General features: G+C 36.4%; 27 protein-coding genes. 18 read left to right on the top strand and 9 right to left on the bottom strand.

What is annotated here, in order from left to right; all coding sequences use genetic code 11:
• The first annotated feature begins 70 nt into the window (after nucleotides 1-70).
• The 6 genes from ACLCEG_RS05875 to ACLCEG_RS05850 all read left to right on the top strand — a co-directional run bounded on the left by ACLCEG_RS05875 (nucleotide 71) and on the right by ACLCEG_RS05850 (nucleotide 6,724).
• Complete coding sequence (locus tag ACLCEG_RS05875) at nucleotides 71-1,312, top strand: lactonase family protein (protein ID WP_410566612.1); 1,242 nt, start codon at nucleotides 71-73, stop codon at nucleotides 1,310-1,312.
• 133 nt (nucleotides 1,313-1,445) lie between these two features.
• The gene (locus ACLCEG_RS05870; protein WP_031944952.1) at nucleotides 1,446-1,808 is read left to right on the top strand and encodes a hypothetical protein; all 363 of its coding nucleotides are present in this window, start codon (nucleotides 1,446-1,448) and stop codon (nucleotides 1,806-1,808) included.
• Between the two features lie 257 nt (nucleotides 1,809-2,065).
• Entirely contained in the window at nucleotides 2,066-4,705 is a 2,640-nt protein-coding gene (locus ACLCEG_RS05865; protein WP_004700901.1) for a bifunctional aconitate hydratase 2/2-methylisocitrate dehydratase, read from the top strand.
• Between the two features lie 88 nt (nucleotides 4,706-4,793).
• Complete coding sequence (locus ACLCEG_RS05860; protein WP_410566610.1) at nucleotides 4,794-5,909, top strand: DUF262 domain-containing protein; 1,116 nt, start codon at nucleotides 4,794-4,796, stop codon at nucleotides 5,907-5,909.
• A gap of 2 nt (nucleotides 5,910-5,911) precedes the next feature.
• Nucleotides 5,912-6,415 carry a hypothetical protein gene (locus ACLCEG_RS05855; protein WP_410566608.1) on the top strand — a complete coding sequence of 168 codons (504 nt, stop codon included), beginning with the start codon at nucleotides 5,912-5,914 and terminating at the stop codon, nucleotides 6,413-6,415.
• 87 nt (nucleotides 6,416-6,502) lie between these two features.
• The gene (locus ACLCEG_RS05850) at nucleotides 6,503-6,724 is read left to right on the top strand and encodes a hypothetical protein (protein ID WP_410566606.1); all 222 of its coding nucleotides are present in this window, start codon (nucleotides 6,503-6,505) and stop codon (nucleotides 6,722-6,724) included.
• A gap of 106 nt (nucleotides 6,725-6,830) precedes the next feature.
• Here the strand turns inward: ACLCEG_RS05850 and ACLCEG_RS05845 are convergent, their stop codons facing one another.
• A complete protein-coding gene (locus tag ACLCEG_RS05845; protein ID WP_410566604.1) occupies nucleotides 6,831-8,288 on the bottom strand; it encodes a DASS family sodium-coupled anion symporter in 1,458 nt (485 codons plus the stop codon).
• A gap of 651 nt (nucleotides 8,289-8,939) precedes the next feature.
• Between ACLCEG_RS05845 and ACLCEG_RS05840 the strand changes: the two genes are divergently transcribed.
• Nucleotides 8,940-9,374 (top strand): hypothetical protein, encoded by a 435-nt coding sequence (locus tag ACLCEG_RS05840; RefSeq protein ID WP_004700904.1) that lies wholly within the window; start codon nucleotides 8,940-8,942, stop codon nucleotides 9,372-9,374.
• A gap of 138 nt (nucleotides 9,375-9,512) precedes the next feature.
• Nucleotides 9,513-10,496: an ion transporter gene (locus tag ACLCEG_RS05835; RefSeq protein ID WP_174741483.1), complete on the top strand. Its 984-nt coding sequence runs from the start codon at nucleotides 9,513-9,515 to the stop codon at nucleotides 10,494-10,496.
• Between the two features lie 27 nt (nucleotides 10,497-10,523).
• On the opposite strand, the gene ACLCEG_RS05830 is transcribed toward ACLCEG_RS05835, so the two are convergent.
• Nucleotides 10,524-11,723 carry an MFS transporter gene (locus ACLCEG_RS05830; protein WP_410566602.1) on the bottom strand — a complete coding sequence of 400 codons (1,200 nt, stop codon included), beginning with the start codon at nucleotides 11,721-11,723 and terminating at the stop codon, nucleotides 10,524-10,526.
• Between the two features lie 226 nt (nucleotides 11,724-11,949).
• On the opposite strand from ACLCEG_RS05830, the gene ACLCEG_RS05825 reads away from it, so the two are divergent.
• The gene (locus ACLCEG_RS05825) at nucleotides 11,950-12,378 is read left to right on the top strand and encodes a hypothetical protein (RefSeq protein ID WP_025465208.1); all 429 of its coding nucleotides are present in this window, start codon (nucleotides 11,950-11,952) and stop codon (nucleotides 12,376-12,378) included.
• Nucleotides 12,379-12,638: 260 nt separating this feature from the next.
• Nucleotides 12,639-13,559: a LysR family transcriptional regulator gene (locus ACLCEG_RS05820; RefSeq protein WP_039251455.1), complete on the top strand. Its 921-nt coding sequence runs from the start codon at nucleotides 12,639-12,641 to the stop codon at nucleotides 13,557-13,559.
• A 51-nt stretch (nucleotides 13,560-13,610) separates the two neighbouring features.
• Here ACLCEG_RS05820 and ACLCEG_RS05815 read toward each other — a convergent pair whose 3' ends face one another.
• Nucleotides 13,611-14,063 carry a DUF441 domain-containing protein gene (locus ACLCEG_RS05815; protein ID WP_004700914.1) on the bottom strand — a complete coding sequence of 151 codons (453 nt, stop codon included), beginning with the start codon at nucleotides 14,061-14,063 and terminating at the stop codon, nucleotides 13,611-13,613.
• Between the two features lie 254 nt (nucleotides 14,064-14,317).
• On the opposite strand from ACLCEG_RS05815, the gene ACLCEG_RS05810 reads away from it, so the two are divergent.
• Complete coding sequence (locus ACLCEG_RS05810) at nucleotides 14,318-14,536, top strand: hypothetical protein (RefSeq protein WP_004700915.1); 219 nt, start codon at nucleotides 14,318-14,320, stop codon at nucleotides 14,534-14,536.
• Nucleotides 14,537-14,639: 103 nt separating this feature from the next.
• Nucleotides 14,640-15,344, top strand: coding sequence for a pseudouridine synthase (locus ACLCEG_RS05805; RefSeq protein WP_191011821.1), 705 nt, complete (start codon nucleotides 14,640-14,642; stop codon nucleotides 15,342-15,344).
• On the opposite strand, the gene ACLCEG_RS05800 is transcribed toward ACLCEG_RS05805, so the two are convergent.
• The 3 genes from ACLCEG_RS05800 to ACLCEG_RS05790 all read right to left on the bottom strand — a co-directional run bounded on the left by ACLCEG_RS05800 (nucleotide 15,337) and on the right by ACLCEG_RS05790 (nucleotide 17,206).
• Nucleotides 15,337-15,780, bottom strand: coding sequence for a GNAT family N-acetyltransferase (locus tag ACLCEG_RS05800; protein WP_077163434.1), 444 nt, complete (start codon nucleotides 15,778-15,780; stop codon nucleotides 15,337-15,339). The genes ACLCEG_RS05805 and ACLCEG_RS05800 overlap by 8 nt on opposite strands.
• 97 nt (nucleotides 15,781-15,877) lie before the next feature.
• Entirely contained in the window at nucleotides 15,878-16,186 is a 309-nt protein-coding gene (locus ACLCEG_RS05795; protein ID WP_004700921.1) for a type II toxin-antitoxin system RelB/DinJ family antitoxin, read from the bottom strand.
• A 111-nt stretch (nucleotides 16,187-16,297) separates the two neighbouring features.
• Nucleotides 16,298-17,206, bottom strand: a complete 909-nt coding sequence (locus ACLCEG_RS05790) for a pseudouridine synthase (RefSeq protein WP_410566599.1) — start codon at nucleotides 17,204-17,206, stop codon at nucleotides 16,298-16,300.
• Nucleotides 17,207-17,325: 119 nt separating this feature from the next.
• On the opposite strand from ACLCEG_RS05790, the gene tsaE reads away from it, so the two are divergent.
• The 5 genes from tsaE to ACLCEG_RS05765 all read left to right on the top strand — a co-directional run bounded on the left by tsaE (nucleotide 17,326) and on the right by ACLCEG_RS05765 (nucleotide 22,293).
• Nucleotides 17,326-17,799, top strand: a complete 474-nt coding sequence (gene tsaE, locus ACLCEG_RS05785) for a tRNA (adenosine(37)-N6)-threonylcarbamoyltransferase complex ATPase subunit type 1 TsaE (RefSeq protein ID WP_191011820.1) — start codon at nucleotides 17,326-17,328, stop codon at nucleotides 17,797-17,799.
• The gene (gene mutL, locus ACLCEG_RS05780; protein WP_410566597.1) at nucleotides 17,792-19,747 is read left to right on the top strand and encodes a DNA mismatch repair endonuclease MutL; all 1,956 of its coding nucleotides are present in this window, start codon (nucleotides 17,792-17,794) and stop codon (nucleotides 19,745-19,747) included. The genes tsaE and mutL overlap by 8 nt, the downstream gene beginning before the upstream one ends.
• 6 nt (nucleotides 19,748-19,753) lie before the next feature.
• Nucleotides 19,754-20,698: a tRNA (adenosine(37)-N6)-dimethylallyltransferase MiaA gene (gene miaA / locus ACLCEG_RS05775; RefSeq protein ID WP_410566595.1), complete on the top strand. Its 945-nt coding sequence runs from the start codon at nucleotides 19,754-19,756 to the stop codon at nucleotides 20,696-20,698.
• A gap of 94 nt (nucleotides 20,699-20,792) precedes the next feature.
• Nucleotides 20,793-21,305, top strand: coding sequence for an RNA chaperone Hfq (hfq, locus tag ACLCEG_RS05770; protein WP_004700932.1), 513 nt, complete (start codon nucleotides 20,793-20,795; stop codon nucleotides 21,303-21,305).
• A 130-nt stretch (nucleotides 21,306-21,435) separates the two neighbouring features.
• Nucleotides 21,436-22,293, top strand: a complete 858-nt coding sequence (locus tag ACLCEG_RS05765) for an EamA family transporter (protein ID WP_410566593.1) — start codon at nucleotides 21,436-21,438, stop codon at nucleotides 22,291-22,293.
• A 37-nt stretch (nucleotides 22,294-22,330) separates the two neighbouring features.
• On the opposite strand, the gene nfsB is transcribed toward ACLCEG_RS05765, so the two are convergent.
• A complete protein-coding gene (gene nfsB / locus ACLCEG_RS05760; protein ID WP_100193591.1) occupies nucleotides 22,331-22,984 on the bottom strand; it encodes an oxygen-insensitive NAD(P)H nitroreductase in 654 nt (217 codons plus the stop codon).
• A 139-nt stretch (nucleotides 22,985-23,123) separates the two neighbouring features.
• On the opposite strand from nfsB, the gene ACLCEG_RS05755 reads away from it, so the two are divergent.
• Entirely contained in the window at nucleotides 23,124-23,342 is a 219-nt protein-coding gene (locus tag ACLCEG_RS05755; protein WP_086497307.1) for a hypothetical protein, read from the top strand.
• A 7-nt stretch (nucleotides 23,343-23,349) separates the two neighbouring features.
• On the opposite strand, the gene ACLCEG_RS05750 is transcribed toward ACLCEG_RS05755, so the two are convergent.
• Both ACLCEG_RS05750 and ACLCEG_RS05745 read right to left on the bottom strand, forming a co-directional pair.
• Nucleotides 23,350-24,069 carry a UDP-2,3-diacylglucosamine diphosphatase gene (locus tag ACLCEG_RS05750; RefSeq protein WP_191010093.1) on the bottom strand — a complete coding sequence of 240 codons (720 nt, stop codon included), beginning with the start codon at nucleotides 24,067-24,069 and terminating at the stop codon, nucleotides 23,350-23,352.
• 15 nt (nucleotides 24,070-24,084) lie between these two features.
• Nucleotides 24,085-24,594, bottom strand: coding sequence for a peptidylprolyl isomerase (locus ACLCEG_RS05745; protein ID WP_004700945.1), 510 nt, complete (start codon nucleotides 24,592-24,594; stop codon nucleotides 24,085-24,087).
• Nucleotides 24,595-24,708: the final 114 nt, after the last annotated feature.

Here is a 24,708-nt window from a genome sequence, read left to right as displayed (position 1 = left end):
AAATCATTAAATGAAATTAGATCGATAAAGCCTTGTTGATAATTACAAATAAGGTGAATTTTTCAAGGAAATGCCGGTGAAAAAAGTTACTTGTGTTGAAATTACAGAGAGCAAGGATAACGATATAAAGCTTAAATATCGTGGATTGATTCAGAAATTAACAGCAACTTTGTCGTTGACGTTTATATCACTTGGGTGGGGTAACATAGTTAATGCCGCAGACCAACAAATCGCTTTAGTGGGAACTTGGACATCTATTCCTAATGCACCACTTGTGCAAAAGCCAAAGCAGGCCAGTGAAGGTTTGTACCAGTTTAAAGTTAATAGGGATGGGACTTTAACTCCTATTAAAGTTTTAAAAATGAAAAGTCCTTCTTGGATTGTGAAATCGAAAGATGGCCGTTTTGCATATACAACAAATGAAGAAAATTTAGGAGAAGTCACTGCATTATCAGTTCAAAACGGAAAGGTAGAAGTGCTAAACACAGTAGATAGCCATGGTGGGCATCCAACACACGCCTCAATCAGTTTAGATAGTAAATTCCTATTCGTGTCGAACTATTCTGCATTTGATAAAGGTCGTGGTGGTGTAGCCGTTTTGCCAATTTTACCAAATGGACATATAGGTGAAATGGTACAGAATATTGTTTTCGCGGAAGGTTCTGGCCATGTCAAAGGTCGGCAGGAAAGTGGTCATGCACATTCGACAACTTTCAGCCCAGATGGTAAGTATTTATATGCGAGTGATCTAGGAAATGACAAAGTCTATGCCTTTCGTTATAACCCTAACAAACCCCAACCACTTGAAGCAGACAGCAGTCGAGATGTGAAGTTTGTTCATGGTTCTGGGCCGCGCCATATGGTCTTTTCTCCAAATGGCAAATATGCGTACATTACCGCAGAAATGCGAAGTGAGATTGTAGCGTTCAATGTACAAGATGGACATTTGAAAAAAATAGCTGAGCTAAAGTTGGTACACGAAGATAAAACACCTGAATTTAAGAGTGCGAGTGGAATTATCTTGAGTCCAGATGGCAAATATGTCATCGCTGCCAATCGTGGTGCAGACAACAAACTTCTGGTATTTAAAATTCAACAAAATGGGTTGTTAGGTCAACCAGTCATTTATAAAGCTAATGGCATTGAACCACGAGCTTTCTCTTTCGATGCAACTGGTAAATATCTATATGTGACGAATGTATATAGTAATAACATCAGTTTGTTCCGTTTTGATGCAAAAAGCGGTAGTTTAAAACCTGCTGGCGATGCTGCAAAAATATCTACACCTACTGATATTAAGTTCTTTAATTAATTTGAGTAAAGTGACCTATATTTTTGACACTTCATATAAAAGATCGAGAGCTGGTATCTCGGTTTTTTTATGGCAGTTTTTGCAAAGTCTGTCAGATTCAGTATGATGTGGGCAGCTTAGTCTGTGTAGAGTAATGATGAAAAAAGTTTTATTTGTCTTGATGGGAATGTTGTTAGTCGGCTGTACAGAGAAAAAACCTTTGACACCAGAAGAACAATGGCATGGCTTTTGTACCAGTGTTGGTAATGCGGCTAGAAGTATTGTGTTTGACCGTCAGCAAGCAATTGAAAAGTCTCAAGCGGTTGAGCATGCAAATAAAATTGAAGATGAGATCACAAAAAAATTCATCTTGAATATTATTGAGAAAGTTTATGCTATTCCACAAGATGAGCTAAAAACTAACCCAGAAGCCCTACAAGAAAAAATTAGAAAACAAATGGCAGATGAATGCTTAGTTACACCACATGACAAAATGCCAAACTACAAAAAGTTCTAAGTGTGCAAGACATCGTTAACACTCCACTAAGGTGGAGTGTTCTTTCAATTCAAAATATCGCATGATAAGTCAGTCATTAAGATCATTATTTACACAGGGGTATTTAGTTACAAAATAATGGGCATCACGGAGAAACACCCCGCGCGCATTAACTTTTAGCTTGAACTCTAGTAAAATTTTGTAGTCCATATTACTTGTGAAGCTTTGTGAAAGCTGGAATTTACAAGTAATTTTTTAAAAAAAGAGGAATGAACACCGTGCTAGAAGCTTACCGCCAACACGTTGCTGAACGTGCCGCACTCGGAGTCCCACCGAAGCCACTTGATGATGCTCAAACTGCTCAACTTGTTGAGTTATTAAAAAACCCACCGGCAGGTGAAGAAGCATTCTTGGTTGATTTGCTTGAAAACCGTGTTCCTGCAGGTGTTGACCAAGCAGCTTACGTAAAAGCAGCTTTCTTGGCAGCGATTGCAAAAGGCGAAGCGACATCTCCGCTAGTTTCTAAAGAACGTGCAGTTTATTTACTAGGTACGATGCTTGGTGGCTATAACGTAGCGCCTTTAGTTGAGCTTCTAGATGATGCTGAATTAGGTAGCTTAGCTGCTGAAGCATTGAAAAAAACATTACTTGTATTTGATGCGTTCCATGACGTAGCTGACAAAGCTAAAGCTGGCAATGCAAATGCAAAAGCTGTTTTACAATCTTGGGCTGATGCTGAATGGTTCACTAGTCGTAAAGACGTACCAGAAGAAATCAAACTTACTGTATTCAAAGTAACGGGTGAAACAAACACCGATGACTTGTCTCCAGCTCAAGACGCTTGGAGCCGTCCGGATATCCCATTACACGCAAACGCAATGTTGAAAAATGAGCGTGATGGTATCAATCCTGAAAAACCAGGTGAAGTTGGTCCATTAAATCAAATCAAAGAGCTTATTGCTAAAGGCAATCAAGTTGCTTATGTAGGTGACGTTGTTGGTACAGGTTCATCTCGTAAATCTGCAACAAACTCTGTGCTTTGGTTCTTCGGTGACGAAATCGCTCACATTCCAAACAAAAAAGACGGTGGTTTCTGCTTAGGTTCTAAAATCGCTCCAATTTTCTTCAATACTATGGAAGACGCTGGTGCGTTACCTGTAGAAATTGATGTTGCGAATATGAACATGGGTGACGAAATCGTTCTTAAGATTGATCACTCAGCAGCTAAAGTAACTGCGTTCAAAAACGGTGAGCAAATCGCTGAGTCTGAACTTAAAACTCCAGTTCTTTTAGATGAAGTACGTGCAGGTGGTCGTATTAACTTGATCGTTGGCCGTGGTTTGACTGCTAAAGCGCGTGAAGCTTTAGGTCTTGCACCATCTACATTATTCCGTACTCCAGTACAACCTGCTGCAACTGGCAAAGGCTTCACTTTAGCTCAGAAGATGGTTGGTCGTGCATGTGGTCTTCCAGAAGGTCAAGGTGTAATTCCTGGTACTTACTGCGAACCTAAGATGACTACAGTTGGTTCTCAAGATACAACTGGTCCTATGACTCGTGACGAGTTAAAAGACTTAGCTTGCTTGGGCTTCTCTGCTGACTTAGTTATGCAATCTTTCTGTCACACTGCTGCTTATCCAAAGCCAGTTGACGTACAAATGCAACATACACTTCCAGACTTCATCATGAACCGTGGTGGTGTGTCTTTACGTCCAGGTGACGGTATTATCCACTCTTGGTTAAACCGTATGCTTCTTCCAGATACAGTAGGTACTGGTGGTGACTCGCATACTCGTTTCCCAATTGGTATTTCGTTCCCAGCAGGTTCGGGTCTTGTAGCTTTCGCTGCTGCAACTGGTGTAATGCCACTAGATATGCCTGAATCAGTTCTTGTTAAGTTCAAAGGTAAAATGCAGCCTGGTATCACTTTACGTGACCTTGTACATGCGATTCCTTACTATGCAATCAAAGAAGGCGATCTTACTGTTGAGAAAAAAGGTAAGAAAAACATCTTCTCTGGTCGTATCTTAGAAATCGACTTAACAGAAATGGAAACTGACTTAACAGTTGAGCAAGCATTTGAACTTTCTGATGCTTCTGCTGAACGTTCAGCTGCTGGTTGTGCAATCACACTTTCTGAAGAGAAGGTTGCTGAGTACTTACGTTCTAACATCACAATGCTTAAGTGGATGATTTCACAAGGCTATGGTGATGCTCGTACAATGGCTCGCCGTGTTGAAAACATGGAAAAATGGTTAGCAAACCCAAGCCTACTTAAAGCTGATGCGGATGCTGAATACACTAAAGTGTATGAAATTGATTTGTCAGAAATCAAAGAACCTATTCTTTGCTGCCCGAACGATCCAGATGATGCAAAACTTCTTTCTGACGTTCAAGGTGACAAAATTGATGAAGTATTCATCGGTTCTTGTATGACTAACATTGGTCACTTCCGTGCTGCTGGTCAGTTACTTGAGAAAGTACCAAGCGGTTCATTAACAACCCGTTTATGGTTGGCTCCACCAACACGTATGGACGAACACCAGTTAATGGAAGAAGGCTTCTATAACACTTATGGCCGTGCTGGTGCACGTACTGAAATGCCTGGTTGTTCATTATGTATGGGTAACCAAGCACGTGTTGCGCCGAACACAACTGTTGTATCGACTTCTACACGTAACTTCCCTAACCGTTTAGGTCAAGGTTCTAACGTTTACTTAGCATCTGCTGAGCTTGCATCTGTTGCTGCTGTACTTGGTAAATTACCAACTCCAGAAGAATATCAACAATATGCAGCTCAAATTGACAGTATGTCTGCTGACATCTACAAATATTTGAATTTCGACCAAATGGGCGAATATACAAATGCTGCTGATAAAGTAGATACTAAGAAAATTGCTGCTGCTCAGTTAACTTAATTAATTGATAATTAAGTTTTAATGAGTTAAAAATAAGGGCTGAGAAATCAGCCCTTATTTTTATAAATAAGTATTTTAGAGGTTCAAAATGACACAAATAGAGATTAATGAAGAGCAAATTGTAGAGGAAGAGGAGCGTTTGTCAGAAGAACATGATGATAATGAAACACCTCCAAGTGACATAATTGCATTTAATGAATTGAGATCATGTGCTGATTTATTGAGAATGTATAAATCCAATCAATTAACTATCGATCCAGAGTTCCAGAGAAATTTAGTATGGTCTATTAGTGCTCGATCTAAATTTATTGATTCTCTAGCTAAGCAGCTACCTATTCCAAGTATGTGTATCAGTCTCGATTACAAAACTGATAAAAGATTGGTGATTGATGGTTTACAACGTATTTCTACTATTGTCAGTTTTTTGAATGAAGAAAGTTGGACTCTATCAAATATTAAAGAAATTGATCAAAGGCTTAGAGGTAAAACACCTAATCAAATTAAAAATGAAAATCCTGATTTATTTTCTCGGATTGAAAATGTAACAATTCCTATTACTGTATTAAGATGTGACTATAGTAAAAAATCGCATATGCGCCATCTGTTTACAATATTCCATAGATTAAATTCAGGTGGTTCAAAACTAAATAATCAGGAAATTCGTAATTGTATATACTCAGGTAAATTGAATAATTTATTGAAAGAAATTGCAAATACAACTGAATCCCAATCTTTCTTTAAGTATAAAACTTCAAATATATCGAGTGCAAATGCATTATTGGGCAGTAATTATAGATATCAATATGAAGAGTTATATCTAAGGGTGATAGCTTTTTCAGAAAAGTTAGATAAATATAATGGTAAGTTGTCAAATTTCTTGAATGATTTTATGGATGACCATCTTAATCCTAGTGATAGTAAGTGTTTAGAATGGAAGAACAAACTATTACAGACACTTTCACTTGCATTCCGTGATGAGCGTATAGCTAAATTTAGTAAAACAATTGTAGAAGCCATACTCTATGGTGTTTATAAAAATTTGAATAATGAAGCACTCTTAAATGAGGAATTATTTAGAAGTAGAGTAAATGAACTTAAATCGCACGAGAATTTTTCATTAATATCATTAAAAGAAGGCTTAGCTAGCAAAGAAAAAGTGAATAGTCGTTTGAATGTGGCAGAAGAAATATTTGGTAGGTCTTAAAAATGACATTATCAAAAACTGATATTAATCGTAATTTAAAGCAACTGAAACTGCTATATGATGCAGCATCTTCAAGTAGATCAAGTAATGCAAGTCTTCATATGACATTCTATAGTAAACTAGCATTATTAGAATATTGTGGATGGTTAGAAATTAGTATAGATATACTTATACGCCGAATTATTAGCAAAGTAAGTGATCCTAAGATTGTTGAGATTGGAAATGAGTGGATTACCCAAAATTATGGTTTTTCTTATAAACAACATTTTAGAAGTCTCCTTTGTAAATCGTTGGGTTTGCAAAAAACAGAAAGGATTTTGAATCGTTTACAAGTAAGTGGAGATTTAGCTATTCTTGAGTCAAAATTAAATTCATTTAAAACACTTCGTAATGAAGCGGCTCATAATCCTCTCAATTCTAATCATACTTACCGCGCACCTGATTATTATGTTAGTGAAGTAGAGATTGTTTATCCGATTTTCCAAAAAATTAAGAAATATTTGTAGGTGACTTTCGAGTTCTCTATATTTTACAAATCAGCATTAATGGTTTCTTATATTTAATTTTTTTACATGATATTGGTTTTATTCAGAATGCCCTCACAATCCCGCTTCCTATGTATAGGTGGATTTCTTAACGGTTCTGCTGTTAAAGATCAAGGTGATAGCTTTGTTTGTGTTGAAAATGGCAAACAAGTCACTTATCGAAAAATGGAAATTTTCCATCAAGACTCGTGGGATCATGACTACTATGTTTGTGAAACAACAACAGATAAACAAGCTCGTAATTGGGTGTATGACATTAAGCCTGATTAATTAAACTGATTGGTTTTTATCAAATAGATCGTGTTTTAGCTTAGTCTCTTGAAAATACAGATGTTCAAAAGCCCCTTGAAGGGGCTTTTTTGAAAACTAAATAATCTTACCAATAACCCAGCATCTTCCACCAAAGTCCGCCAATCACCACAAAGATTATGATATTAACAACGCTCATGACAAAGCCAGCTTTCCACCATTCACCAAGTGTAGTGTAACCCGAGCCAAATACTACAGGGGAAGTACCAGTCGCATAATGGGTTAATGTCATCATAATGCTTGAAGCTGCGGCCATCATTAAAGCAAACAACATTGGCGGTGCGCCGAGTGCAAGTCCTGCTGTATAAAAGGCTGCAAACATTGCGGTAATATGCGCCGTGGTGCTAGCAAACATATAATGTGCGTACAAATAGGCGAGCATTAATAATAGACAAGCAGGCATCCAGCTTAGACCTAAATGACCAATACTAGTTTCTAAAACACTTGAGAACCAAGTGATTAAACCGAGCTTATTTAAATAAGTCGCCATCATGACTAAAGCAGCGAACCAAGTAATCGTATCCCAAGCATTTTTCTGCGCAAGAATATCATCCCAAGTTAAAACACCTGTAAGCAGCAATAATCCTAAACCAATAAAAGCAGTTGTCGTTGGATCAACAGCCCAAGCGGAGCCAAAAATCATAGCGGGAATACCTGCCCATAGCATCAATAAAATTCCGAATACACCAAGCATGATGATTTCATTTTTACTGACAGGACCCATTTCTTCTAATTTAGTTTTAGCAAACTGAGCTGCGTTAGGTGTTTCTTTGACTTCTGGTGGATACATCAAATACATAATCAAAGGCATAATAATTAAAGCAATCAAACCAGGCAATAACATGGCCAATGCCCAAGTGCTCCAACTTAATGAAATTTCACTATTGGTTGCCTTTGCTACTAAATCAACTACTAATGGGTTAGGGGCAGTTGCCGTAATGAACATTGCAGAGGTAATAGGGTTAGCTTGGTAGTTAACCAATGACAGGTATTTTCCCATCCGGCCTTCTGTACCTTTAGCAGGATCAGAATCATAACTAGTAGAAATTGCCAGTACAATCGGATGAATAATTCCGCCACCACGAGCCGTATTACTTGGTGTTACAGGGGCGAGAATGAGTTCTGAAAGTACCATGCTATAGCCAATCCCGATGGTTTTTTTGCCCCAAACTGCGATAAATAAATAGCCTAAGCGTGCACCCAATCCAGTTTTTTGCAAACCTTTAGAGATCATGATGGAGATACCAATCAGCCAGATTAGTGGGTTAGCAAAGCTACTAAGGGCATCTTGAATTGCACCGCTTGGGCTGGTGTTAGTCACGCCAGTAATAGCGACCAAAGTTATTGCGATAATCGCAATAGCACCAATTGGCATAGCTTTACCAATGATTGCAGCAATTACACCGATAAACATCGCTAACAAATGCCATGCATCAGGATCAACACCAGTGGGCACAGGAACTACGAACCAGATTAACAATGTAATAAATAAAGATATAAGTGTAGGGAGGGCTTTAAATCCCATGTAATTTCCCCTTGTTTTCATATGATTAAAAATAAAGTTCTTTATGGGTAAATCGCTAAAGACATAAGTATTAAAGTTCTATTATCGATTAAATGATTCAAAAATTCAAAAAACACAAGAGATAAGTACTAGTTTTTCTTTCAATGAAATAGATCATGCTTCTAAGTTAAGTGTCGCTTAATTTAAACATTAATCGTTAAGTTCATCTGAAATTTAGTTCTAAAATTGATAACCAAATTATGAGTTTTCTGTACAAATATTAATCTAATAAATAGTACTTACTATGGTTAACTTTAGAAAAACTTATAAAGATAACTAATCAAATATATCTTAATGATAATTTTAGAAAATGTTAAAGATAAAAAAAGAAATTATGCATCTAGATTAAGATATGAATAGCGTAAAAATTATTAAATGAATTAACTTATATATAATATTGGATAAAAATTAGTCTTTCTAAATTGTTGTTTTTGAATTAGGTGTGAATTAAGTCATGATTTTCTTCTGAAATGCAAAATATATCATTTTTAAATGCGATGTATAAAAATTAAATATAATAGTAGAAATTAACGAGTTTTTTGCTTTAAAATAATGGGATGAACTTAAAAATAATTAAAAAGAACACGGGTATTTTATATATGGAACTTAAAAATGCTAAAGACAATTGTTGAATTTAAATTTGATGATTATCAGTTATATGATCAAAAATTATCAACAGAAGACGGAAATACATTAGTACAGAAAACTGAAGATATTGCACAATATATTTATAGTATCTTGAAAAATAGATATCACTTAAATATCGAATTAAATCCTGAGCGTTGGGGGTGGGAAATAGAAGTACCTCTACCAGAGATCACGATGTATATTGGTATTAGTGTTTATGAAGAATACAGCAATGGTTTCGCAATATTTATTTCACCAAATACACCAATTTTGAAAAGATTTCTTTTTAGAAAATTGGATATTACTCATCATATTATGCTGCTTCAAAATTATATTAATGTCATTTTGAAATCACATGGCGGTATTTATGATGTGCAATGGTGGGAAGAAAATGAGTTTAGATATGTTGCTGCCCATTAAAATATAATTAGAAAATATGAAATATTCTTTATGATTGTTTAGCTAATACAATTAATAAAATATTTTATTAAGAGTTATAGTGGTGAATTTACGTGTGTGAGCTTAATATATGTTCAAAATAATGTGGCTCAGATCCGTATGCGAGTTTTAGCTTGGAAGGCGTTACGTAAGTTCTTCTATAACAACCTTCATGATCATGATTACGAAACGACAGTAAGTCGATGTATTAACTATTTCTTGGTTTTCTTAATTATTGGTAATGTAATTGCAGTATTGCTAGAAACAGTAAATGATCTGTATTACAGCTATCGTATATGGTTTGACTACTTTGAAAATATTTCAATCACGATTTTTAGTGTTGAATACCTCTTACGCCTGTGGAGTGTAGTCGAACGTGATCCGACACAACCTGCTTGGAAACAGCGTTTTGCTTGGATGAAGAGTGGAGAGGCACTGATTGACCTCATGGCAATTCTGCCTGCATATCTAAATTTCTTTGTACGAATAGACCTTCGTATGCTTAGAATTTTACGTTTACTCCGACTATTAAAATTAACTCGCTATTTTATCTCTTTACAAATATTGCTTTGTGTCATTAAAAGGGAAAAGGGCTCGTTTCAGGCAGTGATTTTCATTTTAATCATTATGATTATTATGACTGCTTCAGGTATTTATGTGGTTGAAAATAAAGCTCAACCAGAAGCTTTTAGCTCTATTCCAAAAGCAATGTGGTGGGCAGTCGTTACATTAACTACAGTCGGATACGGTGATGTCACACCTGTAACCAGCTTAGGAAAGTTGCTAGGTGCTTTGATTACAATTTTAGGGGTAGGTATTGCTGCTTTGCCTGCTGGTATTTTAGCCTCTGGTTTAGCTAATGAACTGAACCAGCGTAATCAGCGCCTTGAACAAGAGTTCCGAGAGTTACTTCAAGTGCGTGGTATAGATATCATGCACGATGAAATTGAAATAGAACGTATTCGGCAAAAAGTCGGATTGCCAAAAGAACAAGCGCATAATCTGATTATTCAAATCATGCGCGAAAAGGTATTAGAAGAAAAAGAAGTGGAAAGGGAAAAGAAATGTTATTGCCCACATTGTGGTGGAAAGCTAACAGACTAGTATTTTGGTCAAAAAGTCTGGCGCTAGTCAGGCTTTTTGAGTTGCTTTCTCTACAGCAAATGCAATAAGTAAAATAATAAGACCACCAAGACTTAATACAAACCCTACCCAGATCGGTGCAATCCAGCCCATCTGATGACTGAGTACCCAACCACCTAAAAAAGCACCTAATGCATTCGCAAGATTAAAAGCGGAGTGATTAAGCGAAGCTGCTAGTGTTTGTGCATCACCTGCAACATCCATCAGGCGTGTTTGTAATGCTCCGCCTAAGCCCATTACAGTTAGTCCGATTAAGAATAAAGAAGCGATAGCAGTATAGATATTAGTCATTAGAAAACTTGCAACAACAAAAGCAATTGCTGAACTAATGAGTACACCTACAATGGTTTTATTGAGGTTTTTATCTGCCAGCCAGCCAGCTGCTAAACCTCCAATCACCATCCCGATTCCCCACAGTGCTAACGCAATAGGAACGATTTGAATATTAACTTTTGTATATTCAGTCAAAATAGGTGAGACATAGCTATATACCGAAAACATGCCTCCAAAGCCAATTGCACCGACCGCAAGGGTTAACCACATATTTATATTTTTAAGCCCAGCCAATTCTGTTTTTATGCTGGCAGTAGCTTGAACCGGAATATTCGGCACAAAGCAAGCTACAGCAATTAAAGTAAAAAATGCAATCGTTGCTGAAAATTCAAAACCTGCTCTCCAACCAAAATGTTGGCCTAACCATGTCGCTAAAGGTACGCCAATAACCGTAGCAACGGTTAAACCCATCATCATTTGTGCAACTGCAGAAGCTCTTCGTGATGGGCCTGCAAGTTCAGCAGCGACTAGAGCACCCACTCCAAAATATGCACCATGGGGTAAACCTGCAATAAAACGAGAAACTAAAACGGTCTCAGGCGTATCTGCTAGGGCTGTACAAGCATTAGCAATACCATAAAACAGCATGAGACAAAGCAATAAAGTCTTTCTAGGTACTTTAGCACCCAAAATAGCAATAATAGGGGCGCCAATAACAACACCTAATGCATACGCACTAATAAAATGTCCAGCTTCAGGTACTGTAATATTTAGGTTGTGTGCAATTTCTTGAATAAGGCCCATTGCAACAAATTCTGTGGTACCAATACAGAAACCACCAACTGCGAGAGAGAAAATTGCTAAGAACAGTGAATAATGTTGAGGTGTGTTGGATGAAGATTGGGGGGACGCCATAATAAATTAAAAAGGAGACTCAAAAATGAAAGTATAAGGGAAAAGAGGTCAAAATAATAAAAAACTAAAACATTGAGCGTACAGTTGCAGGTTTTAAGCAAAAGCATTTTATATTTATTTTAAATAATTTATCGAAATTTTTTAATAAATTATATATGATAAGTTCGTAATACTTTAGGCATTACAATAAGTTGTATAAATATTTAAAAAATAGAGAATCTAAATCGTGAGAAAATTAAGTATTGCCTGCCTTATGGGGTTGGTTATGTTATCTACGTCAGGTTGCTCAGTCTTTATGGCGGGTAATCAACCAAGTAAAAAAAATTTAAACGTGTTAAATCCGGGTAGTTCTCGCAATTATGTCATTGCTGAGCTAGGTGCACCTGTACTTTCTGAATATCGTGATGGTACAAGAGTCGAGATTTATACTTTCCAACAAGGCTATCCAAAATGGGCGAAAGTCAGCCGTGCATTTGGACACGGTATAGCGGATGTTGCGTCATTCGGGCTATGGGAAGTATTTGGAACACCAACTGAGGCGTATTTTAGTGGGAAAGAAACTTCTTATGAAGTAACGTACGGGCAAGATGATTTGGTGAAAAGTTTTAAGCTCATCGATTTTGAGCAGGCATTTCCTAAACCAAAAGCAGAGTGATGAAATGAAAAGGGCCGTTAGGCCTTTTTCTTTGTATATGTTAAAAAATTATATTAAATAAAATCATTGTCTTAAAATTTAATTGGCTTATTTACCTTAAAAATAATCAAGTAAAAAGCAAGTTGAGACACATTAATTAATATTGTGATAAGATGAATACTATTCATTAATAATGATTTATCTAGACTAACTCTATTTTCTTCAAATAAGAGAAAATTTTCAAAATTTATGGATAAATCTATTTATTCAGGCTTTTGCCCATGTTAGAAATTCGTCATCTTAAAACTTTGGTTGCATTACGTGAACATGGTTCACTTGTTGCGGCAGCTAATGATTTGTGTTTAACACCCTCTGCTATTTCTCACCAATTAAAAGAATTAGATCATTGGTATGGGGTAGAGGTTGTGAATCGTCGAAGCAGACCTGTTAGCTTTTCGAATGTTGGACAGCGCTTGCTCAAATTGGCTGATGATGTATTGCCACAGATTCAAATTACTCAAAGTGATATTACTCGTATTGTGCATGGGCAAACGGGTAGAATTATTTTTTCTTCTGAATGCCATAGCTGCTTTGACTGGCTAATGCCTTTGCTCAATCAATACCGTCATCAATATCCAGATGTTGATTTAGATTTTGCTTCAGGCTTTGAGTCAAACCCACATGAGCTTTTACAAAATGGTGAGTTTGATTTACTCATTACAGCCGATCCAATTGCATTAAAAGGAATTGAATATTTTCCAATTTTTGAATATGAATCACGTTTAGTTCTATCAAACACTCATCGATTGGTACGTGCTGAAAATATTACGGTCCAAGACCTTGCAGAAGAAGTTCTTATTACTTATCCCGTTGATAAGCATCGTTTAGATATCATGTCGAAACTGTTTATACCTGCCAATATTCAACCAAAACAAATTCGCACAACAGATTTAACTCAAATGCTTATTCAGCTTGTAGCGAGTGGGCGAGGTATTGCTGCTTTACCAGACTGGGTAGTAAATGAATATGAGCAAAAGGGATGGGTCACTAGCCGCCGTTTAGATTGTGTTTCTCAAAATGGTTTAAGACGTACATTATATGCAGGCTATCGAGTTGAAGAAAAAGAGAAGAGCTATTTTGAGGGATTTTTAAAACAGTTAGAAAAGTTCTCTTTAAAGCGAAATTCTTATTATTCAGCCTAAACATGGGCACTTAGCCCAATTAGTAATGAGAAGGTACTTAAATGTGCCTTTTTATTTGCCTATAAATAAAGATAATAGCCCTGCTGCAATGAGTGGCCCAACTGGTACACCGCGAAGGAGTGCAACGCCCGCAACTGTACCAATGAGTAAGCCCGCAACTACATCAGGTTGGCTTGACATAAGTTTTACACCACGTCCACCTAACCAAGCAACAAGTAGACCGATTGCAATGGCAATCAAAGATTTAAAACTAACAAACGATTTTAAAATACTTTCTCCACTAAGCTTGCCACTCGCAATGGGGGTAAGTACGCCAATCGTTAAAATAAGAATTCCTAAATTAAGGCCATGCGCTTGGATATAAGGAAAAAACTCATTTAGCGGGGTAATTTTAATCACAATAAGCACACCTGCTGCAATTGTTACAGCAGCATTTTGGCTCAATAAGCCACAAATCAGCAAAACCAGTAAAACAACTAAATTAACATCGAATTGGGCAAGCATGGAGAGTGGCAAGGAAAGCAAATAATTTGAATTGTATAATAATTGAGAATCAAAATGTGAAAGCATTTAAAAGTTGCAAAGATTAGAGTATGAATTTGTAATCACAATTTTAGTCTATATGATTCAATCATAAAGAGTTTTGCTTTCTGGTTACGATTGGAAACGATGTTATATAAATTAACAAGTTAAAAACTCTTCTTTTGAAATGTTGTGATATAAAAATAATCATTAGTCATAATTTTAGGATGATTCATATGGACATTGTCGATATTAAAATTAAAGACCAATTCGAAAAAATTTATGATGCGAAAGCTCAACTAAAGAAGAATTTGGTTGAACATGATAATGAGCCTCTAAAGCTAAGTCAGCGAATTGAACATATTATTGTGGATAATGAAATTATCTTGCCTACGACTGAATTGTTATTTGAAAGTGAACAAAACGAGAAAATTTATCGCGTCATTGAAGAATAACTTCAAAATGATGAGAGTTAAGTACAAAGTTGATAAAGCAAAAAGGATAATAAAGTTCTGAAACTGCGTTAAAATAATGGTTTGGTTTTAAAGAGAAAGCTTTATGCTGCTGGAAAAAATTTTGCAATCACAAGGGTTCGGTTCACGTAAATATTGCCAGCAGTTAATAAAAAATGGTTCTGTAAGTATTGATGGAGAGGTTGCGAGTGATCTTAAAAAGCAATTCTCTCCAGAAAATTTTGAATTTTCTGTTTTTGGTCAAAATTATCTGTATCGAGAAAAAATTTATATTGCTCTGAAAAAGCCGCAAGGTTTCGAGTGTTCGCACAATCCTCAGCATCATCAAAGTGTTTTCAGCTTATTGCCTGAAACTATGATTCAACGTGGTGTGCAAGCCATTGGTCGTTTAGATCAAGATACAACTGGCTTATTGTTACTTACTGATGATGGTAAATATCTTCAAGCTTTAACACATCCTCGTAAACATGTTCCAAAGGTTTATCATGTGACGACTTATGACCCAATCACACCTGAACAAATTGAAATGCTTACTCAAGGCGTTAATTTACACCAAGAAAAAGGGATATTTGCTGCTACAGATGTAGCATTACTTGGAACTCATCAGTTAACAATGACCATTCATCAAGGTGTATATCATCAAGTCAAAAGAATGATTGCTGCTGTTGGCAATAGAGTCGAAAAATTACACCGACATCAAATAGGTCAATTGGTTTTACCTGAAATTGAGGAAGGGGATTGGGTATATTTGTCTGATCAGGAAAAACAACTCGCTCAAAACATTATTTAAGAAAACAATGAAATGTCTGAAATTCACTGTCTCGAATAAATCCCATTTTTTCATAGAGACGGTGAGATTCATGATTGTTCGTTTGAGTCTCTAGGCTAATACGTAAAGCATTTTCTTGTTTTGCAAATAAAATCGCCGTATCAATAAGCTGTTTTGCTGAACCCTGACGACGGAACATTGGAGTGACATATACGTCATCTAAGATGTAATAAGTTGAACAAGCAACTGAAGAAAAACCTAAATAAAGAAGGACAAAACCAGTGATTTTTTCATCTTTAATATGAATAAAAAATACACTTTCTTTATTTTCAAAACGTTGTTTTAAAAAATGATGTGATTCATCAAGATTAGAAGATGCACCGTAAAATTGACGGTACTCATCAAATAGGACAGCAAGTTGTGTTAAATCTTCTTTGGTCGCTCGTCTTACAATCATTAGGCGCTCCTTGTATTTATGTTTATGTTTTTACAAAGAGAGCATAACTAAAAAAAAAGCCAATTGACGTTAAAAGTTGTTTAAAAATGCAACACTGTTAAGTGTTGTCACTTTCACCCAATAAGGCATTTAACTCTTCAAATAAATCTTCGTGGTCATCATCTTCATTTAAACTTGAAGGGTTCTGATTTAAGGAAGATGCTTTCGCTTTTCTCAGTTTTAATAATTGTTCCATATTAATGTTCTGATTTTCGATAGCAAAAGGAATAGATTTAGTTAAAACGACTTGTTTAAAGAACAGTCGCACTGCTTGGGCAGGGGTAATCCCCAATTGTTTAAAAACAGCAAAAGCCTGTTTTTTCTCTTGGGAGTCAAGTCGAACCTGATAAACTTCTGTTTTTCGCATGAATAACAAAACCAAATGATTTTTAATTTTTAGGGATTTATTTTAAACCATCAGAATGTAATTTCAATGTCTTTCAGCATAAAAAATAATCTTTTTGTCATTACGATATGATTACAGTGTCAATTCAAAGTGAGAATTGAAAACCATTTCCTGTTTTGTGAGGGGGTCTATGAAAGAAATTTGCTTAGCTAATAGCTGTAACGGTTGAGAAAAATCATCGTCAGCTTTATGTTGAACTATTGGGTAAAACGGATCATTTTTAATCGGAATTCCCAAATGGCTTAAATGCACACGGAGTTGATGTTGTTTTCCTGTAGTGGGTGTTAAACAGTATTTAGCCCAAGATTGGTTATGCTCAAGCAACTCAATTTTTGTTTCTGTATTGGTTTTAGTATGGGGAATAACGCACATTGTATAAAAGGGCGTACCTTTATCTAAATAGAGTTTTAAAGTCTGAGGAAATTCTAATTCAGCTTTATATTGAGAGATTGCATGATAAATCTTATGAACTTGACGATCTGCAAATAACTGATGGTAAACCCCGCGTGACTGTGGCCGTTTGCAAAATAAAACGACTCCCGCAGTTTCACGGTCTAATCGATGGATTGGGGTTAAAAACTCATTGCCCGTTTGTTTTTTTAATCTGACTAATAGCGTTTCTTGTACATATTGCCCTGTTGGACTAATGGTTAAAAAATGAGGTTTATCTACAACAAGCAAGTCATCATTTTCAAATAAAATTTGATGTTCAAAGGGAACATGGGCTTCATAAGCAAGAAAGCGATAATAAAAAATATGAGTGTTTGCTATATATCGGCTGTCTAATGTTAATTTTTCACCATTTGCCGCGTAAATAAGCCCATCCTGAAAACGTTGTTGCCACTCAACTGTTTTTATATGAGGAAAATTTTCACAAAGAAATTGATAGATGGTCTGAGCATTTGTTTGAGTCGGAAGATAGACTTGGCTTGCGCTTACGCCATCAATCATTGGAGGGAAAAATTCAATCGGACTAGACATAAAAGTGTGTCAATATTTAATAAATGTGGTGTAAAAAAAGCCATCGTTAAGGACTTAAGTAGGCTTTAAAGCAGGGCAATGGTATCATATCGATTATTTTGAATCATGTTATGTGTGTTATGTCGTATTCATTGAAAATTGTCTTAAATCATGAAGAAGATACCCAGCGTTTAGGTCAGGCATTGGCGCAGCATGTTCAAGCTGGCGTGATTTATCTAATTGGCGATTTGGGTGCCGGTAAAACGACATTAACCCGTTATTTTTTGCAGTCTTTAGGGCATAAAGGCTCGGTTAAAAGTCCTACCTATACACTTGTTGAACCATACAAAATCAATAATAAAGAAATTTTTCATTTTGACTTATATCGTTTGAATGACCCCTACGAACTTGAATTAATGGGAATCCGTGATTATTTAGACATTCAGGATGCACTATTTTTATTTGAGTGGCCGTCGAAAGGTGGAGACGAAATTCCACAGGCAGATATTGTTATTGATATTCAAAAGTCAGATGATGAACTCAATCGTTTTGTCACCTTAACTTTACCAACAGAGCATTTGTACCAGACTTTGCAGGAACAGCTTCATGACTGATGAAAAGCTAACACAACGTCGTATTCATACATTAGACGCCGCGTTAGCCAACCAGATTGCTGCCGGTGAGGTGATTGAACGCCCTTCATCGGTTGTAAAAGAATTATTAGAAAACTCAATTGATGCAGGTGCAACGGAGCTCATTGTGCGGATTGCACAAGGTGGTTCAACACTAATCGAGATTATTGACAATGGACATGGGATTCATCCTGATGATTTATCATTGGCAGTGATGCGCCATGCAACCAGTAAAATTAAAACAGCAGAAGATTTACACGCGATTGTTAGCTTAGGTTTCCGTGGTGAAGCACTTGCTTCTATTGCAGCAGTTTCACGATTGACTTTAACCAGTAGTCAAGATGAAAGCGGAATTGGTCATCAGGTTGAAGTGAATGGTACAGCCTTTGACCACCAACAAGTACAAGCTGTAGCTGCACAAAAGGGTACTCATATTCGAGTTCAGGATTTATTTTTCAATGTTCCTGCTCGCCGTAAATTTTTAAAAAAGCCAACGACTGAATTTGGTCATATTGAAGAAATTGTACGCCGTTTGGCTTTAACGCATTTTGATATACGTTTTGTACTTGAGCATAACGATAATATTCGAATTAATTTACCAATAGCAGACAGCGGTGAATTAAGATTTCAGCGTGTACAGCAATTATTGGGGCAACAGTTTGTTCAAAATGCTTACTGGATTGATGCAGATAGTATTAACATGCGTTTGTCAGGTTGGTTAGGACATCCTTCAGATGCACGTGCTCAAGCAGACTTGCAATATGTGTATGTAAATGGCCGAATTGTTAAAGATAAAACGATTTCACATGCTTTAAGAATGGCATATGACGGTATTTTACATGGTCATCAGCATTCATCTTATTTACTTTTCTTAGAAGTTGATCCTGAAAATATTGATGTTAACGTTCACCCAACCAAACATGAGATTCGTTTTCTAAATCAACGCGAAGTACATGAGTTTGTAAGACATTACGCTAAAGAAACCCTAGCACAATTTCAGACAGCGAGTGCTGATTTAGCCCAAGCCATGAAAGTGGACGATACTCAGGCCTCATGGGTACAACCTCAGCCTAAATATCAAGAACAATTCACATTGCATCGTACAGAGCATGCTGTTGATACAACACTAGACAAGCCGAGTAGTTATCAGCCCTCTACTGAACTTTTAACTGATTTTAATGACAGTCGTCCACAAGCTGTTCACTATGCGGAACAACCCCCCAAATATAATGGTTCTGCGCAGTTAAATAATGCATTAAAGACTTATTTAGCACCTTTACGCGATCAACCTGCTGCCAATTTTTCAGTTGATGAAAATATTGAGCCTGTCGCTAAAGTGGATGAATTTCCATTAGGTATTGCCATTGCTCAGCTTCATGGAATTTATATTCTGGCGCAAAATACTGAAGGTCTAATTATTGTTGATATGCATGCAGCACATGAACGTATCTTGCTGCAACAAATGAAAAATGCTTGGGATAAACCTGAGTTTTGGACATCTCAACAATTGCTTATACCTAAAGTGATCTCAATTAGCCGTATGCAAGCTGTACGGGTTGAGGATTTAAAACCTCAACTTGAGCGTTTAGGGTTGGAGATTGATCTGTATGGCGACGAGCAAGTGATTGTGCGTGGTGTGCCAGCTATTTTGCAAAAAGCAGATTTTGAAAATCTTATTCCAGAACTTCTAAATGATTTAGATCCAAATGATGAAGCACAAGGGTTATTGCAAAAGCGTGATGAACTGTTAGCAGGTATGGCGTGTCATGGGGCAGTTAGAGCGCACAGACAACTCAGCCTTTCTGAGATGAATGCTTTGCTGCGCCAAATGGAACAAACTGAATTTGCGAGTCAGTGTAATCATGGCCGTCCAACTTGGCGTGCATTTCCATTACCTCAACTAGATAAATTATTTGCTCGAGGAGAGTAGTTTTACATGTCAAATCAATTGCCCGTCATCAATTTAATGGGACCGACTGCAAGCGGAAAAACCGCTTTGGCATGTGAACTTTATGAGCGTGGAAATTTTGAATTAATTTCAGTTGATTCTGCACTTGTTTATAAAGATATGGATATAGGTACAGCTAAACCTACTCGTGAAGAGCAGGAGCTATATCCACATCATTTGATTGATATTATTACCCCACTTGAAGTTTATTCGGCCGCTCAGTTTGTTGAAGATGCATGTGCTTTAATTGATCAAATGCATTCGCGCGGTAAAACTCCTATTTTGGTAGGAGGAACCATGTTGTATTTCAAGGCGCTCTTGGAAGGCTTATCAAGTAATTTACCAAGTGCTGATGCAAATGTTCGTGCAGCAATTGAAGAAAAAGCGGCAAATGAAGGTTGGGAAGCCGTTTATAATGATTTATTGCTAGTAGATCCGATTGCTGCTGGAAAATTTAAGATTTCTGATAAGCAAAGAATTATCCGAGCGCTTGAAGTTTATCGTATTACAGGTCAACCAATTACTAAATTGCAGGCTGAACAACCAAAAAATGTACCATATCGATACATATTTCATAACTATGCTTTGCTTCCAGATCGGTTAGAATTACATCAACGCATTGAGCAAAGATTGAGCAAAATGTGGGATATCGGTTTTTTGAGTGAAGTTGAGTCTCTAATTGAAAAATACGATTTAGATGAAAATTTACCCTCTATGCGTTCAGTTGGTTATCGACAAGCTCTAGAATTTCTATTAAAAAGTGATATGAGTCTCAAAAAAAAGCAGGAAATGGAGGATAAAGCCCTATTTGCAACACGACAACTTGCCAAACGTCAATATACGTGGTTACGTTCTTTGCAAGAAATACACGATTTTAAAACTTACTTGACGATAAAGCAGGCGAAAGAAGACTTGCGAAACTCTTATGGATAAAGCAAAATTTGCACACTGTCTTTTTATAATTTTTAGTTGAAAAATAAAGATAGTTTTTTTGCGCTGATTTAAAAATTTTTTTTTGGAGTTAAAAATGTCTAAAGGTCAAACTTTACAAGATCCGTTCTTAAATTCTCTCCGTAAAGAACGTATCCCAGTTTCTATTTTCCTTGTTAACGGTATTAAATTACAAGGTCATATTGAATCTTTTGACCAATATGTTGTTTTATTAAAAAATACTGTAAGTCAAATGGTTTACAAACACGCTATTTCTACGGTTGTTCCAGCTCGTAACCCTCGTCCAGCAGGTGCACAAGGTGCAGGTTTCCCAGCTCAGGGTGGTAGTCAAGGTGGCTTCGGTGGTCAAGGTACTGGCTTTGGCGGCGGTCAAGGTGGCGGCTTCGGCGGTCAAGGTGGCTTCGGCGGTCAAGGTGGCTTCGGTGGTCAAGGTGGCGGCTTCGGCGGTCAAGGTGGCTTCGGTGGTCAAGGTGGCTTCGGTGGTCAAGCTGGCGGCTTCGGCGGTCAAGGTGGCTTCGGTGGACACCAAGGCGGTTTTGATGGCGATTCTAAATTTGAAGATGGTCAAGAAGACGAAAATAATCGTTAATTGATTACTATAAAAAACCAGTCATAAACTGACTGGTTTTTTTATGGCTTTAAAAATATAAAAGTAAATTAGCTAGCCTTCAGTTCATCTCATTTCTTCAAATTTCGGTTAATTAATAGGTTCTTTGCGAATGATATTAATATTTGCTGCAGCACTGTGCAGTGTTTTGGTGTCCGTGCTGCTAAAAAATTTAAAGAAAAAGGGATACCAGCCCATGCAGATGATTGCATGGAATTATGCAAGTGCAAGCTTGTTATGCTATTGGTGGTTTAAGCCAGATATACAGCATATATCTACACAAAACACGCCTTGGTGGCTAATTTTTGCATTAGGGATCATTCTACCAAGTATTTTTTTGTGTCTTGCAAAATCATTAGAATATGCTGGTATTGTCAAAACTGAAATCGCTCAGCGGCTATCAGTAGTACTTTCTTTGTTAGCAGCTTATTTCTTTTTTCATGAACAGTTTAGTTCTCTTAAATTATTGGGAATAGGTTTAGGAATTTTTGCTGTTTTTTTAATTGTATTTGGACAGTTCAATGGTTCTTCAGGCCAGCAGTCAAAAAAAGCAGTTTTTGCTTTGATGAGTGTTTGGTTTGGTTATGCAGCAGTAGATATCTTATTAAAATATACGAGTAGTTTAGGTTTGCAGTTTACGTTAACTTTGAATCTAATTTTTATGACATCTTTTGTCTTATCAATTATTTATTTATTTTTCCAAAAAAAGTCAACATGGAATTTTAAAAACACACTGGCTGGATTGTTACTTGGAGTACTGAATTTTTCAAACATAGCTCTATATGTAAAAGCCCATATTTTACTTAAAGACTCTCCAGCTATTGTCTTTGCAAGCATGAATATTTTGGTCGTATTGCTTGGCATCGTTTGTGGTGTAGTTTTATATAAAGAAAAATTAAAACTGCCAACCATGTTAGGAACAATTTTAGGAATAAGTGGCCTAGTATGTTTAGCACTTACTATGAAATAGGAGTTCAAAAGAAAGTTCTTTTGAACTCTACTAAGTTTTATAAGTGAGTAAAAATCACATCGTCAGGTAGGCGAGATTTTGGGAGCTTGGCATTAAAATCATTTTCGCTTCTATAGCCAAGTGAGACAATGACTGAACTTCGTAGGCCTTTTTCTTTTAGACCAAATTCTTCATTTAAGATATCTTCGTCAAAACCACCCATGGGTGTTGCGTCAATCCCTTCTAATCCAGCTGCAAAAAGTAGTTGCCCTAAAGCAATAAAGGTTTGATTTTCCATCCAACCAAATAAGTTCTTCTGCTCATTGCGATAAAACTCTACATAGCCATGGCGAGTATCTTTTTGGCCGAGTTTTGCTTTTTCATCTTTGAATCGGCCACTTAAATCATCTTGTTCAAGTAACTGGTTTAAAAACTCAGGTGAAATATCTGTTCTTGTACAAAATACGAGTGTATGTGATGACTCAAGGACTTTTGGCGCATTGTAGGCGTAGCGACCTGTTAAGGCCTTAGCAATACGTTCTTTAGCCGCAGGATTGTCAGCAACTAAGAAATGCCAAGGTTGTATATTCACTGAAGAAGGTGTAAAGCGTAAGATTTCTAGTAATTTATCGAATTTTTCTTGAGGAATCTTTTTCTCAGGATCATACGCTTTTGTGGTGTAGCGACTTTTAACCGTATTTAATATATCCATACTTTACTCCATATCAATCTTATTACAATGGAAGGGCTTTAATCTTTGGCATCATACGCGATTTTAGAGAAAAACATCTGCATTTTAATGTGATAAATAAATATAATACTTATATAAATTTTTTACTAATTTATTGAAAATGTTTGAATTAATATCAACTAATCGAAAAAGTAAACTGCGAGAAATTAGAATTGTTAAAGTTTTTCTAATTTTTGCATTTGTATTGTGCTTTTTAATTTTATATATCGAATATCAAAAGTACGGACATATAAACTGGAAATTTGTATTCATTACCTGTCTATGTATGATCTGGGATTTTGATTTAAATAAACAAGCTAGTCATTTGAAAAATAACTAATTATTAATTAATAATACCAATCAGTTAGTTTAATTTGTTTCATATGTGAAGAGGGATCTATTTCTAAAATTTTTGCATGATCTTCACGCCAGTCACCTAATACAATTCTTTGTTTTTGTTGTATCTCATGAATTGCGGGACGGTGAGTATGACCATGAATAAGTGCATCAACATTTTCTAAAGCACCAATTACGGCCTGTTCATTCACATCCATAATCTCGTAACTTTTTTGTTGTTTGTCTGAATGACTTCTTTTGCGGAAACCATTGACCAGTTTTATACGAAAACTGAGTGGTGTTCGACGTAAAAAAGCCACTAAAAGAGGGTTTCGAATAATTTTTCTAAATCTTTGGTAAGAAATATCATCTGTACACAACGCATCACCATGTTCTAGGCGATATTGGTGACCTGCGATATTAAGATAATAGATATCAGGAAGTAACACACCATTAAACTTATTCAGAAAAACCTGATTTAGAGCAAAGTCGCGGTTACCCACTTGAAAGTAAACTCGATTACCTTTTTGATTAAATGCTTTTAAAGCTTCGACAATTTCATCGAGCCAAGGGGCTGAATAATCGTCACCAATCCAAGCGTTAAACCAGTCACCTAAAATGTAAAGCTGTGTTTGCTTATTTTGATAATGTATCAACAAATCTAAAAACCCTCGAACGAGTCGAGGGTGTTCAGGTGACAAATGTAAATCTGAAATAAACAGATAGGTCACAGCTTATTCCTAAAATTATTCAGAAATAATTTTAGCAGATTCGATAACAACGTTTTCTAAAGGAACGTCAGCGTGATAACCACGGTTACCTGTACGTACACCTTTGATTGCTTCTACAACGTCCATACCTTCAACAACTTTACCAAATACAGCATAACCCCAACCTTGAGCAGTTTTTGAAGTATGGTTCAAGAAAGAGTTATTTTTTACGTTAATGAAGAATTGTGCTGAAGCAGAGTGAGGCGCTTGAGTACGTGCCATAGCAATTGTACCAACATCATTGCTCAAGCCGTTGTCAGCTTCATTTTCAATCGCATCGCGAGTTGCTTTTTCTTTGAAGTTTTCATCCATCCCGCCGCCTTGGATCATGAAACCATCAATGACACGGTGGAAAATAACGCCGTCATAAAAACCGTCACGTACGTATTCTAAAAAGTTTGCTACTGTTTTTGGTGCTTTTTCAGTATTTAGTTCAAGAACAATACGACCTTTATTGGTGTTTAATTCGACTTGAGGAAAACTCATTACATTAATCTCCTAAACATGGGCTTATGACCATGGGTTTTTTGGTTGAGAGAAGCATAAGCAAACTGTAAACTACAAGGCAAGTAAAAAACGTTAAAATCTTTGTGAAAAATG

This window comes from Acinetobacter sp. H1(2024), from assembly GCF_046557555.1.
Lineage (GTDB): Bacteria > Pseudomonadota > Gammaproteobacteria > Pseudomonadales > Moraxellaceae > Acinetobacter > Acinetobacter seifertii.
This window is presented reverse-complemented; position numbering and strand designations above follow the sequence as displayed.